The organism is Thermoanaerobacter ethanolicus JW 200 (assembly GCF_003722315.1).
Taxonomy (GTDB): domain Bacteria; phylum Bacillota; class Thermoanaerobacteria; order Thermoanaerobacterales; family Thermoanaerobacteraceae; genus Thermoanaerobacter; species Thermoanaerobacter ethanolicus.
The window spans coordinates 704,694-719,178 of sequence record NZ_CP033580.1 but is presented as its reverse complement, the minus strand read 5'-3'; the positions used below and the strand labels follow the sequence as shown (position 1 = coordinate 719,178).

The following is a 14,485-nucleotide window of genomic DNA, read 5'->3' as shown; positions in this document are numbered from 1 at the left end:
AAACAAAAAACTGTTGACAAAACTAAAAATTAATATTATAATAAAATTGAAATTAATACAAAATTAAATTTAATACAAACGAGGTGGGATAAATGGAAGTAAAAGAGTTGGTACTAAAAACTTTAAAAGAATCCTCTGAACCTTTAAGACCAGGAGATATTGCTCAAAAAGCTAATTTAGACAAAAAAGAAGTAGACAAAGCTATAAAAGAGCTAAAAAAAGAGGACTTGATAATGTCTCCCAAAAGATGCTACTACGCAGCAAAATAATCGTGAGAAAGAAGTAATGAAAATGACTTATACAATAGAGCAATTAAAAGATTATTTAAAGAGACATGATATAAAGCCTTCTACCATAAGGATAAAAGTATTAGAATACCTTTTAAACAATAGAATACACCCAACAGCTGATGACATTTATCAATACTTGATAGGCGAAATACCAACCCTTTCAAAAACCAGTGTTTACAACACATTGGAATTGTTTATGGAAAAAGGAGTTGTAAATGCTTTATCTTTGAAAGAAAAAGAATTGCGATATGATATAAACACTTACTTTCACGGACACCTTAAATGTGAAATATGTGGCAACGTATACGATTTTCCCGTATCAGAGGAAATTATAAATGTAGAAGAATTAAAAGGCTTTATAATTAGAAATGTTGACATAAATGTTTATGGCATATGCAAAAAATGTAATGAGAAAAATAAGGAGGTTTAAAAATGGAGGAAATTAGAATGAAATTGTTAGGAGAAAAATTCCCATCTATGGAGGTAGTGACCACTCACGGAGTAAAGAGACTGCCTGAGGATTACGCGGGAAAATGGTTTGTGCTTTTTAGCCACCCAGCAGACTTTACACCAGTTTGCACAACAGAATTTGTAGAATTTGCAAGGAAAGCTAATGACTTTAAAGAATTAAACACTGAATTAATAGGTCTATCAGTTGACCAAGTTTTCTCCCACATAAAATGGGTAGAGTGGATAAAGGACAACACAAACATAGCTATTCCTTTCCCAGTCATAGCTGATGACTTAGGAAAAGTCTCTAACCAATTAGGAATGATTCATCCAGGCAAAGGCACCAATACTGTAAGAGCAGTATTTATAGTAGACGACAAAGGAACAATAAGACTTATAATGTATTATCCACAAGAAGTTGGAAGAAATGTAGATGAAATATTAAGAGCATTAAAAGCATTGCAAACAGCAGACCAATACGGCGTGGCACTCCCTGAAAAATGGCCAAATAACTACTTAATTAAAGACCATGTAATAGTCCCACCATCCACTGATGAAGCTTCTGCAAATGAAAGAAAAGAAAAGATTAAATCAAAAGAAATTGAAGCTTTTGACTGGTGGTTTGTACACAAGCCTTTGAAATAAGGTCACTCATAAAATATCCCTTCTTTTCGACAGCGACGACCTCTTTAACAAAGTAGGTCGTCGCTTTAGTTTGTTGACAAATGAAATTTTTATGAGATGTGATATAATGAAAGTAAGCTTAAGTTGATAGGGGGATAAAAATGAAATATATAGATTTTAGAAGCGATACAGTAACTCTTCCAACACAAGAAATGCGAGAAGCCATGTACAAGGCTGAAGTAGGTGATGACGTCTACGGCGAAGACCCTACAGTAAGAAAACTTGAAGAAATGGCAGCAGAAATGTTGGGAAAAGAAGCAGCAATGCTAGTAACAAGCGGTACACAAGGTAACCAAGTCTCAATAATGACTCACACTCATCCAGGAGAAGAAATTATTGTAGAAGAAAACTGCCATATCATAACTTATGAAGTTGGAGGAGTGGGATACCTTGCAGGCGTACAGACAAAAGCTTTGAAAAGCAACAAAGGTGTCTTAAATCCTGCCGATGTAGAAAAGGCCATAAGGCCAAAGGACATACATTACCCCGTCACAAGTCTTATCTGCCTTGAAAATACTCATAACAGAGCTGGTGGCACTGTAACTCCAATTGAAATTATGAAGGAAATATACGAAATAGCTCAAAAACACAATATACCTGTTCATTTAGATGGTGCGAGAATATTCAATGCCGCTACTTATCTTAAAGTAGATGTAAGAGAAATAGCCAAATATGCAGATAGTGTAATGTTTTGCCTCTCCAAAGGCTTATGCGCCCCTATTGGGTCGGTAGTCGTCGGCACAAAAGATTTCATTGAAAAAGCAAGAAAATACCGCAAAATGTTAGGTGGTGGAATGAGACAAGCAGGTTTTATTGCAGCTGCTGGCATTGTAGCACTTGAAAAAATGACAAAAAGGCTACAGGAAGACCATGACAATGCAAGATTTTTAGCAGAAGGATTAAAAAATATACCGGGAATAAACCTCGACCTGGAAACGGTACAAACAAATATAGTAATGGCCGACATATCAAAAACAGGAATGACTGGCAAAGAATTTGCTCTAAAATTAAAAGAGCAGGGAATTTTAATAAATGGCGGAAATGATTTTGCAGTAAGATTTGTAACTCATTATTACATAAGTAAAAAAGACATTGAAAAAACTCTCGATGCAATTGAGAAAATTGTAAGACAGTTTTAGAGAGAAGGTATCCCCTTCTCTCTATGTATATTCTATTCTCACCTTACTCCCTTCGCCAGAGACGGCAGGTGGTGTAACAATTAGTTTTACAGGTACTCTGTTTTTTAATTCTTCTACGTGGCTTATTATGCCCACTACCATTTTGTCTTTTTTAAGCCTTTCTAAAGAGGTCATCACTATATCCAAAAGTTCCGCGTCAAGACTTCCAAAACCTTCATCTAAGAAAAAGAATTCTAAAGGTGCTCTTCCCTTTAATTGTATATGAGAAGAAAGAGCCAAAGCCAAAGAAAGGGATGTCAAAAAAGTTTCACCGCCAGATAAAGTATCTACAGACCTTCTTACTCCGCCATTGAAGTCATCTCTCATTACAAAATTGTTGTCTGAATCAATCTCAAGGGCATACCTTCCCCTACTTATTTCCTTAAGCCTTTTTGATGCAAAAAAGGTTATATATTTAAGCTGTCTTGCGGCAATAAAATCTACAAATTTATTTCCCTGAAAAAGATTGTCCAATTCATTTAATATATCCACTACACGCTCTAATTCCTTTTTCTGCTTTGTAAATTCTTCTACTTTTTGCAAATTCTCTTGCATATCTGAAATAGCCTTTTCTGTAGCGCCTATTTCCTTCCTTTTTTCGTTTAAGACCTGTTCCAACCCTTTAATGCTTTCTTCTAATTGATTCCATTCTTCTTCATTAATTTTATGCCCTTGCAATATCTCCATCAGTCTGTCTATACTTTTGTTTACAGATACATATTCATTTTCAAAATTCTTAATTTCTTCCTCAATTTTTTTAATATTTTCACTGTCTAATAAATACTCCAAAGCCTCTTTTTTATCCTTAAATCCCTTTTCTAATAGAGCATTTTCTAATTTTTCACTTTGTTCCCTAAACATATTATTTAAAAGGTCCCGACTCTCAAGGGCAGATATCTTTTTACTCTCTATATTTTGTTTATCCTTTCTTGCCTTTTCTAAAGTTTCTTTTAAAACACTCTCCATTTTTATAATTTTTTCTTTATTATACTGAATCTCTTTTAAATATTCTTCTATGTCTCTACCTTCTGATAAAGAATCAAACTCCTGCTGCCTCTCCCGAAGGTTTTTACTTTTTTCCTTACCTATTTCCTCTATCTGTCCTTTCCTTATTGAAAGAGCATTGAGATTGTTTGAAAGGGTTTCCTTTTTATTTGTCAATTCTTCAATCGTATTTTTAAAATTCTCTATTTCATTCCTCAGCCCTTCTATTTCCCTCTCTTTTTGATTTATTTCCTCCACTTTTTCTTTAAAATCTGAAATCCCCAATTCTTCCCTTGATATTCTTAACTGACCTTCTAATTCACTGTAAGTTATACTAATAGCCTCAAGAGAAGACTCAAACTCTTTCAAAAGGCTAATATCTTTATTTATACCTTCTTTTAATCTTGTATGTTCTAAATCTAAACTTGCTTTTTCCTCCTTTAATTTTTTAATTAAGGTCTCTAATTCTTCCTTACTCTTATTCCATTTTTCTAATTTTTCTTTCCACTGTATAAAATCAGACTCCATCTTATTTAATTCTTCTTCTAACTTTAAAAGGTTAATGTCTTTTAGTATATCCCACAGTTTATCATATTCTTTTTTATACATCTCTTCTTTGACTTCTATTCCTGATAATTCACCTTTTAACTTAAAAAGCTTACTTTGATAGTCCATTATATCCTTTTCTAAGTTTGCCTTTATTTCCTGCTTTTCTTTTATTAAGTCTTCCTCTACCTTTTGTGCCAATCTTACATGATGAATCGAACCACAGACAGGACAGGGAACACCTTCTTTTAATCCCTCTGCCAGTTCACCTGCCATGTTGTTTTTTACAAGTTCCTCTATATCTTTTTTTACTTCTTCCAAACTATTATTTTTATTTTTTAATTTCTCTTCAATCTCTTTTATCTCATTATTTATTTCTTCTTTTATTTTTAAAATTTCTTTTAAATTATTTTCCGCCTCATTTTTTAACTTTTCTTTTTCTTTCAATTCTAAAATTTCTACTCTTTTTCTTTCTAAACTTTTTTGCAGGTCCAAAAGGTCTTCATTTGTGGGAGGCTTTTGCATTTCAAGTTTTTTTATATTATTGTCAACCTCTTGTATTTCTTTTTCTTTTCGTTTCAATAAATTATCTATTTTTTCAATATCTTTCTGCTGCTTACCTATTAGCTCTTTTAATTCTAAAATTCTTTTCTCCTTTTCTTTTTTCTCTTTGTCTGCCCTTTCAAACTCTTTCTGAATCTCAAAAGCAGCAAAAATTTTTTCCCTTTTATTCGAATCAACTTTAATTTCATTAATTCTTTTTTCCTTCTCACCCAACTGTCTTTTTGCTATATCTATAGAATCGGACAGGGCTTTTATTTCTCTTTCTATCCCATCTATCTGCTTTTTTAAATCTTTATACTCCTTTACAAGTTTCTCCCTTTCACTATTAATCTTTTTTATCTCATCTCTCAGTTTAAAAGCCCTTTTAAGCCTTTCTTCCTTTTCAATTATGAGAGGAATTTTTTCTTCCTTTTCTTTTAATGAAGCCTCATATTCTTTTTCTACCTTCTCAAGTAATTTTTCAGCCTCCTCCAACTCTTTAGAATACTTTTCCACATCCTTTTGATTTAAAATGAGTTTTTTCTCTGTCTCCACTAAAGAGTCTATATACGGTTTTACTGATAATGCCTTTTCCGCTTTTTTTAACTTTTCCTTTTTATCTTCTATTTCTTTTAATTGCTGGTCTAAGACTTCCTTCTTATGCAAAAATTGATTTAACTCCTGCTGTTTTTCCCATATCCCTTTAAGTTTTTCCCTTTCTTTATCTAATTTATCCTTTTGTTCTTTTAAAGTTTTCTCTTCTTCTTTTAAAATCTCAAACTTTTTCTTTAAATCTTCCAATGCTTCTTTAGTAACACCTTCGTGCTGACTTAACTTCGCATTTACCTCATTCAATAAATTACTTTTTTCTCTCTTTACATCTCTTATTCTAACAAGTAATTTGCTTCCATACTTTTCTAAGCCAAAAATCCTCTCTAACATGTCCCTTCTTTCTTTGCCTGTTAGCTTTAAAAATTCACTAAATTTCCCTTGTGGAAGCACTACAGAACGAGTAAAATCCTCTGCTGTAAGTCCAATTAAATCCACTATTTTTTGCTGAACTTCCCTATCTTTTTCTGCCAAAACTCTTTCTCCACTTTCCCCTATTTCCCGCAGTCTTGCTAATGTAGTTTTATAGCCGCCGCTTTTTGCGTCCCTTTTTACATTTCTCTCAACTATATACCTTTTTCTTGCCCCATCAACACCTATTTCAAACTGGTATGTCAAAGACATAGATGTAGATTGAGTATTTATAAAATCCTTGCTATTTCTGGGAATTTTCCCGTACATTGAAAGAGTAATTGCATCTATAATAGTGGATTTTCCACTTCCTGTGGGACCAAATATGCCAAAAAGTCCTTTTTCTGTTAGGACTTCAAAATCAATAATTTGTTCTTCTACAAAACTATTAAGCCCAGCAATTTTAAGCTTCAGAGGTCTCATCTTCCTCATCCTCTTCCTTTACTATACTCATAAAAAGTTCTAAAACCTCCTCTGTTGGAGGAACTTTGTTTTCCTTTAAATAAAATTCTTCAAAAAGTTCCTTTACACTTTTATCATCTATCTCATAGTCTTCAATTTCCATCTCATCCTCTGGCAAAATTGGCTTTATTTCAACTATATCCGGTAATATGCTCTTCATTTCTTTTATCTTTGAAGAAGGCAGTGGAGACTCAGTTTTAATCTCGAAATATGCCCATATATCTTTATCCCTGTATTCATTGCAAATCTCTAAAGCTTCCTCTATACCATTGCACCTAAACACTTCAATAGGCTTGTAATTTTTAAAATATATTTCCTTCACAAGTGCAGGTTCTCCTACCTTTAAATCTACTAAATAAGCACATTTAGAATGGTTCATCTCACTTTTGCTGTACTGAAGAGGGGAACCAGAATAATAAGCAGGAAGAGTAGAAGAAATTCTCTGAGGTTTGTGAAGGTGTCCGAGAGCTATGTACTGCGCCTTTTGTGGCAGGTGCCTTATTTCTACTGTAAAACTTCCTCCTAACTGAATAGGCCTTTCTGAACCTGACTCCTCTCCTCCTGCAACAAAAATATGAGATACCGCAATGTTTATAGTATCTTCTCTGTATTTTTTCGAAAGGTCATTAAAAATTTCACCAACTCTTTCAGAGTAACTTTTCTGCCTTTTCTCTTCCTCCAATTCTGATGTAAAAATTTCATTTAGCCTTTTTTCACTGGGATAAGGAAGAGCTATAATTACAGCTTTTTCACCTTTTATCTCAATTTCTAAAAAACCTTCTCCCGAATCTAAAATTTTAAACTTTCCAAAATCTCCTTTAGGAGCAATACTTTTAGGAGTACCTAAAAGTATCACTCCGTGCTCATAAGCAAGAGGGCTGGCAGCAGAAAGCCTTTCAGGATTGTCATGATTCCCTGCTATGACCAAAATCACTCTTTCCCCGTTGGAAAGTTTTTTTAAAGTTGTGTAAAAAAGCATTTCCGCCCTTGCAGGAGGGTTTGAAGAATCGTATATATCCCCGGCAATTATGACCAGGTCTACATTATTTTCCTCCACCATCTGCACAAAATCCTCTAAAAATTTCTCCTGCTCTTCAATCCTTGAAAAATTTTCAAGGCTTTTTCCCAAATGCCAGTCTGAAGTATGTAAAATCCTCATTTTATCACCCTTAATATTCCAGAATCATTCCATTAAAGAAGAGGTAAATATATTTTTCTTTGACTCTTTTGCCAGTAATCTTTTCTAAAGCCTTTGCATAAAGATCTATCTGCACTTTATATTTTTCTTTTATTTCCTCCATCATTTCCTCTGTCACATAATCCGTCTTGTAATCAATAAGGATTATTTCTCCCTCTTCTTCAAAAAAGCAGTCAATAATGCCTTGCACAGCTATAAATTCATTTTCGTATTCTTCAGGCAAATCTTTGTAAACTTCTGTACTTTTAATTTTTATATGGAAAGGCACTTCCCTTTTTACATTTTGAGAACTTAACATTCTCCTTCCAAGAGAAGCTCTAAAAAATTCTTCAATTCTTCTTATGTCTATCTCTTTAGACTGTGCTTCTGTCAAAATCTCTCTATCCACCATATTCTTAATTTGCTTCTTTATGCCTTCTACACTCAAATCCCCATTTAAATCTAATTTTTGCATGACAAGGTGCATAGCTATACCTTTTTCGGCTGCAGTAAGTCCTTTTTTCTTTTCTAAAAAGGCAGGAATTTTAAGGACTGTTTTTTCAAATATTGAAGTAGTGTCCTCATCTATTACTTCTTCGTTTAAAATTCTTTTAATTTCTGTAACAGAAAGTTTCGCAGGCAAATGGCAGGCTTTTTCATAAAGATATACATAATTTAAACGCCTTGTCACTTCATCATAAAATTCACTGCTAGGGCTATCTAAATCTAAGTTTTCAAGCCTTTGCAATAAGTTTGTCTCTTCCTCAACCTGTTTTTTATCAAAAATCACATCTTTTTTATTCCAAATCCTTACCTGCCACTGTGAGCTATCCTCTTCCACAGCCACATATTGTACCTGTGCAAAATCCCTTAAAGGTTTTAAATCCGCATGCTTTATAACAGCAGGACCTATCCAATCTATATAACTTTTACCTTTTAAAATTTCATACTCAGGCACCTTACTCTCCAACATAGCAATATTGCACCATTTTTTCACTTTTTCCTTTATGTCTTTAACACTTCCAACTAATATTAACTTTTCTTTTGCCCTTGTCAAAGCAACGTACAAAACTCTCATCTCTTCAGAAAGGCTTTCTAACTTTATTTTGTTTTTTATTGCCTCTTTCACAATGCTGGGATAAGAAATTCTTCTTTTGAAGTCCACAAACTCAGGGCCTAATCCTAATAAATGATGGTACAATACGCTTTGACTTAAATCCTTTAAATTAAACTGTTTACCTAAGCCTGCAACTATAACTACCGGGAATTCAAGACCTTTACTTTTGTGTATACTCATTATCCTGACTACATTTTCATTTTCTCCTACTATTTTAGCACTTCCCATATCGCCACTGCTGACTTTGAGGCGGTTTATAAAATTGATAAAGTTAAACAGCCCTTTAAAACTTGTTTCCTCGTACTGCTTTGCCCTTTCAAACAAAATCCTCAAGTTTGCCTGCCTCTGCACTCCTTGAGGCATTGCCCCCACATAGGCATAATAACCAGTGTCTTGATATAAATACCACAAAAACTCATCCACCGGCATATAAATGGCTTTCTCTTGCCACTTTTTCAATGATTCTAAGAAACTTTTAGCTTTTTGCCCTAATTCATCCTCCCTTTGTGATACCTTTTTAAGTGCTTCATATATAGCTCTATTAGGCTCTTCTAACCTTATGTCAATTAATTCTTCTGGGATAAAGGAAAAAATAGGAGACCTCAAAACTGCCAACAACGGAATATCTTGCATTGGGTTGTCTATCACCTGAAGGAGGGATATTATAGTCTTTATCTCCGTTGTTTCAAAGTATCCCGTTCCTGTGTCCGCAAAAGCAGGAATACCGACATTTATAAATTCTTCTAAAAATACAGGTGCCCATCTTTCTGTAGCCCTCAAAAGTATTACTATATCCCTATACTCAACAGGCCTATAATTTTTGAGGTTTTTATCATAAACCATAAAGGTATTTTTCTCATTTTGTGTAACTAATTCCTTTATCCTTTGAGCTACCACCCTTGCTTCTACTTGTATGTTGTCAATAATCTCTTCCTCTTCTTCCCCATAAACCTCTAATTCTTCCTCTTCAGGAGTTTCATCATTTTTCTCTATCAAATGTATTTCCACAGGTCCACCTACAATGGCATCAAGAGGAGGTGTTCCAAAATCTGCTCCACAATTTAACTTCTCTTCCTCTGTATAATCTATCTCCCCTACATTCTTAGACATTATTTTTTTGAAAATGAAATTTACCGCATCTATGATTTGGGGTCTGCTTCTGAAATTTTTATAAAGCAGTATCTTTTTATTTTTATCTTCCTCTTTTGAAGAATAAGTATTGTACTTTTCAAAAAATATATGAGGATTTGCCTGCCTAAACCTGTATATGCTCTGTTTTACATCTCCTACCATAAACCTGTTAGGTGTGTCTTCTCGGGCTATAGTGCTTAGTATAACTTCCTGTATTAAATTAGAATCTTGATATTCATCCACAAAAATTTCTTGGAATTTTTCTCTATACATCAAAGCTGCCTCTGAAGGCTTCACATTCCCGTTTTCATCGACTTCTGTCAAAATTTGCAGTGCAAAATGTTCAATGTCATTAAAGTCTATAATGCCTTTTTCCCTTTTTTTATCAGTATATTTTTTATCAAAAAGTAGAATCAAATCCACTAAAGCCTTCATGTTAGGGTATAAAGCTTTAATTTCTTCTTCAATTTTTTCTATGTCATCTGAAAAAAACTTATTTCTTATCTCCTTAATTTTAGCTTTAACCTCATTTCTTATTTTTGTCACTTCATCTTTTACTTTAGGGTCTGCATCTTTACCTGCTCTGGGAAGTCTATCAAACTCTATGGCATTTATCTGTTTTCTAAATTCCTCCCAATTTTCACAGTCTAGAAGTTTTTCCAAGCTTTCCGCCTCTATTTCAAAATTATCAAGATAGCTTTGTAAACCATTTTCACCATGAAGTTTATCAATTGCCACATACATTCCATTTAAAAGCCCTGACATTTCTACTTTTAAACTGTCTAATATTACTGCCGCCCATTGTGAATTCTCAAAATGAAAATCCTCTTTAACTTCAAAGCTTAATAACACATCTCTAAGCCATTTTTCAGGCCAGGGAAGTGATTTTACAAAATCGTACAATTTTAAAAGAATATCTACAAGGGGTTTATCGTCCTTTGTGCCTCCATAACTTTCAACCAATGTCAAAAAATCTTCATTATCCTCTTTTTGATATAATTCCTCAAAAAGCTCCTCTACCGCCTCTAATTTTAAAAGTAAAGTTTCTGTATCATCCCCTATTCTAAAGTTAGGGTCTAAATCTATGAGAAAAAAGTTATTTCTCACTACTTCCAAGCAGAAGGAGTGAATTGTGGTGATTATAGCTTTGTTAAGTAATGTTAGCTGATTGCTAAGCCGCCTGTCTTCCGGATTTTGGTCTAACTTAGAAATCAACGCTTCTGCTATCCTTTCTCTCATCTCAGAAGCGGCAGCATTTGTAAAAGTAACAACTAAAAGTTTATCAATATCTACAGGATTTTTGTCATCCGTGACAAGTTTTATGATTCTTTCAACTAAGACAGCCGTTTTGCCAGAGCCTGCACCTGCTGCCACCAAGAGATTACTGCCCCTTGTATTTATAGCCAGCTGTTGTTCATAAGTCCATTTGGTTTCCATCTGACTTCACTTCCTGTTCCAATATACTCCATATCTCCTCAACATCTTTACTCTTTATAACCCTGTACTCATTCCCTTTAAAATTCGTTTCAAATTGGCAGACAGAAGAGTAATGGCAATATTTACAAGGAGTTTCTTTATCTTTTTTATATGGAGAAATTGAAATGTTTCCCTCTAACATCTGTTCGCTGAGACGTTGTATGGTCTTTTTGACGTGCCTTCTCAACAATTCAAACTGCTCTTTTGTGGCTCCTTTGGTGTTTTTGCCTACACTCCCGTCTTTATTGATTGTTGCTGGAATTATATAAGAAGTACCTTCAATTGATTTGTCCATCTCTTTTATGATTTGAGCATCATTTAAAACAAGCCCTTCCAATCTCAACTTTTTAAAAATTTGCATTTGCAACTCTTCATCTGATATATCTTTATCTGCCTTTATAATCGGGTCATCTATTTTAAAGTAGAATATGCCAGCCGGATTTAAATTTGTGTTTCCGTTTATTGCACTTTCTAATATAGCATCTAAATATATCAAAAGCTGAAGTTCTAAACCATAAAACACATCTGAAAGGTCTAAAGTTTTGTTGCCAGACTTGTAATCTATTATCCTTATATAGGCTTCATCCTCTTTTTCAAATATATCAACCCTGTCTATCCTCCCTATGAGATTTATCTCCTCACCGTTTGACAGCACAATCTTTATAGGAGGATACTTTTGGTTATCGCCAAAAGCAACCTCATGGTCTAAAGGCACAAAAGAACTTCTCTTTATATGCTCAGATACCACCCATACCGCATTAGAAAGCACTCTTTTTAACCTTTCAGCAAGATATTTGTATCTGGGACTGCTGTTTAAAATATATCCTGGTATTTTTTGTATCATGTCATCCACAATAATAGCCACAGCCTCATCGCACCACTCTCTGTCAATATCCTGCCAAGTAAGTCCTTCTTCCTCCAATGCCTTTGAAAATCTGTCAAGGACATTGTGCATAAAGGTCCCTAAATCAGGAGGCTCGAAACTAAATATTTTCCTTTCTTTCGCTTTAAGCCCGTATTGGACAAAATAAGCAAAAGGACAAGCTGCGTATTTTTCAAGTCTGGATACGCTAAAATACATTTCATCCCCATACAACTTTTTTACCTTGTGGGCAGGTACTTTTTTAACCTGATTAGTGTAATAAAGTCCTTCTAAAGCCCTTGTCAATTTCGGCTTCCATGATTCACTTTTAGCATACCATTTATACACATCCAACCACAGAGGATGCATTTTATTTGTAATATCCCATTTTTTAACTGCACTTACCATTTCATTAAAAGTAGGTGAAGGTGTTGATACGCGATTTAAATTTTCCTCTGCTGTATCCATCTCTACCACGTTGCTAAACTGCTTTATTTTAGGAAAAATCTTTTTCAAGCGGGAAATTATTATAGAGGGTCTCATGCTTTTCCCTTCATGGTCAGCAATGGGATAGCTTATCTTTAAAAATTTACTTGTGGAAGTCAGAGCAGTGTAGACTAAAAATTGCTCTTCAAATATTTTAGTCTTTGTATCTCTGTCTAACTCCACATTATGGGAAGCTAAAATTTCCCTATCCCCATCTGTCAAAATTCCTTCCTCAAAAAGAGAAGCAGGAAATATACCATCATTTACGCCGATTATGTAAAGGGCTTTTGCATTGTGACTTTTCATCCTATCGACACTGGTAACCAACACTTCATCAAGTGCAGGAGGAATACTTCCAATTTGATATTCATCAAAACCTATGCTTAATATCTTTGCAAACTGCTCTGCTGTAACTTTTTCCTCCCCCATCACTTCTACCAATTGATCTAAAACATCTACAACAATATCCCAAACCTGTGCGTATTGATTTGCTGTGTCATATTCCTTTTCTTCTTTGAATTTTTCAATTAATTTTTCAATCTTTTGAGGCAATTTCATTTCAACTAAAAAGTCATACAAAGTGCCACAAGCTTCTTTAATATTCTTCGATTTAGAAAATTTTTTATAAAAATCCTGTAAGGGAGTTGCGATTTTTCTTTTTATTTCATTCACTCTCTCTATTATCTCTTTTTCATCTTCCTCTATTGAAAGTCTATCAAATCTGTAATTTAACCTGTAATTCCAAACTTCCTCTTTCCATTTATCTCCCTTTATACCGTTAGCTAAAACATAATTCTCAATAAGGTTTATGTCCTCTTTTTCTAAATCTGTAAAACCTGTCTTTAGGTATCTAAAAACAGACTCATAAGACCATCTTTTTAAATGAATGTCAAAAAGAGAGGTTATAAAAACGATGATGGGGTTGTTTTTTATTTCTATCTTTAGGTCTATAAAATAGGGAATTCCATATTGAGAAAATATAGCTTTTATGAGTTTATGATATCTATTTAAATCGCGAGTAGCTACCACAATGTCAGAATACCTAAACCCCTCATCTCTCACTAATCTTATGATATCTCTTGCAGTCTCTTCAACTTCGCTATAGACATTGACAGCCTTAAATATGCTTATATCCTCTGTTTCTTTTAGATATACTTTGTAAGGGTAGGAAAAGAGATGTTTTTCTATAAAACTTAGTTCTTCACTTTCTTTAAATCTCTGTGGAATCCCTATATTCAAATTCACTGGTTTTTCATAGGATATATTATTTCTTTGGCAAATCTCTAAAAGTTTGCTTTCTGTCTTTTTAGTGGTGTAAAAAAGGTCTGTAGTATCAATTTCAGCAGAGATATTAGAAGTGTCCATACAGAGAGTAATATTTACTCTTGATGCTTTTTTTAAAAGCTTTTCTATTACCCTGTACTGCTTTGGCGTAAAACCCGTAAAGCCGTCTATCCAAAATTCCGCTCCTTCAAATTGAGAAGAATATTCGATTTTCTCTGCCAAAAGAGTCAACTCATCCTCTTGGTCTATATAATTTTGGTGTAAGCTCTCTTCAAATTTAGAATATATTAAACTTATGTCTTTTAGTTTTTCTCTTAATCCTAAATTATCTATTGTTTCAGTTATCTCTAATAACTTTTCAGGAGTCACTTCAAATCTTTTAAGCTCTGTTATAACTTCTGAAACTTTTTTGATAAAACCCTGCTGCCTGGAGGCTTTAGAATAAACCTTAAGGTCTTTTTGTATGTCTTCTATTATTTTATAAATAAGCATTGACCTCCCGCAGGATTTCATGTGCTGACGGGTAAGGCCTCCAACTTCTGTAAATACCCTATTTGCCAAAGTCTTAAAACTCAAAACTTGTGCCCTTATCTTTTCATCTTTTTCAATTGTATTTAAAAGATATTTTTCTGCCTCAAAGGTAAATTGTTCGGGGACAAGTAGTATAAGAGGGTGGGATTTTCCATCATTCAATTTTCTCTTTATATCATTAAGGCAAAAGGCAGTCTTGCCTGTACCTGCTCTTCCATATATAAATCTTATGCTCATATCGTCCACTCCTTTAAGCGAAAGGAC

General features: G+C 33.8%; 8 protein-coding genes. 4 read left to right on the top strand and 4 right to left on the bottom strand.

Annotated elements, in window-relative coordinates; translation table 11 throughout:
- Window positions 1-92: 92 nt before the first annotated feature.
- The 4 genes from EB239_RS03515 to ltaE all read left to right on the top strand — a co-directional run bounded on the left by EB239_RS03515 (window position 93) and on the right by ltaE (window position 2,563).
- Window positions 93-269 (top strand): MarR family transcriptional regulator, encoded by a 177-nt coding sequence (locus EB239_RS03515; RefSeq protein WP_003867080.1) that lies wholly within the window; start codon window positions 93-95, stop codon window positions 267-269.
- A gap of 16 nt (window positions 270-285) precedes the next feature.
- Entirely contained in the window at window positions 286-720 is a 435-nt protein-coding gene (locus tag EB239_RS03510; protein ID WP_003869088.1) for a Fur family transcriptional regulator, read from the top strand.
- A 2-nt stretch (window positions 721-722) separates the two neighbouring features.
- Complete coding sequence (locus EB239_RS03505) at window positions 723-1,385, top strand: peroxiredoxin (protein WP_003869087.1); 663 nt, start codon at window positions 723-725, stop codon at window positions 1,383-1,385.
- A 140-nt stretch (window positions 1,386-1,525) separates the two neighbouring features.
- A complete protein-coding gene (gene ltaE, locus EB239_RS03500) occupies window positions 1,526-2,563 on the top strand; it encodes a low-specificity L-threonine aldolase (RefSeq protein WP_003869086.1) in 1,038 nt (345 codons plus the stop codon).
- A gap of 21 nt (window positions 2,564-2,584) precedes the next feature.
- Here the strand turns inward: ltaE and EB239_RS03495 are convergent, their stop codons facing one another.
- From EB239_RS03495 to addB, 4 genes are read right to left on the bottom strand one after another with little or no spacing between them, the layout of a single operon-like run.
- Window positions 2,585-6,118 (bottom strand): AAA family ATPase, encoded by a 3,534-nt coding sequence (locus EB239_RS03495; RefSeq protein WP_003869085.1) that lies wholly within the window; start codon window positions 6,116-6,118, stop codon window positions 2,585-2,587.
- Window positions 6,099-7,316 carry an exonuclease SbcCD subunit D gene (locus tag EB239_RS03490; protein WP_003869084.1) on the bottom strand — a complete coding sequence of 406 codons (1,218 nt, stop codon included), beginning with the start codon at window positions 7,314-7,316 and terminating at the stop codon, window positions 6,099-6,101. Before EB239_RS03490 ends, EB239_RS03495 begins: the two co-directional genes overlap by 20 nt.
- A 10-nt stretch (window positions 7,317-7,326) precedes the next feature.
- Window positions 7,327-11,019, bottom strand: coding sequence for a helicase-exonuclease AddAB subunit AddA (gene addA / locus EB239_RS03485; protein WP_003869083.1), 3,693 nt, complete (start codon window positions 11,017-11,019; stop codon window positions 7,327-7,329).
- A complete protein-coding gene (gene addB / locus EB239_RS03480) occupies window positions 10,997-14,458 on the bottom strand; it encodes a helicase-exonuclease AddAB subunit AddB (protein WP_003869082.1) in 3,462 nt (1,153 codons plus the stop codon). The genes addA and addB overlap by 23 nt, the downstream gene beginning before the upstream one ends.
- Between the last annotated feature and the right edge of the window lie 27 nt (window positions 14,459-14,485).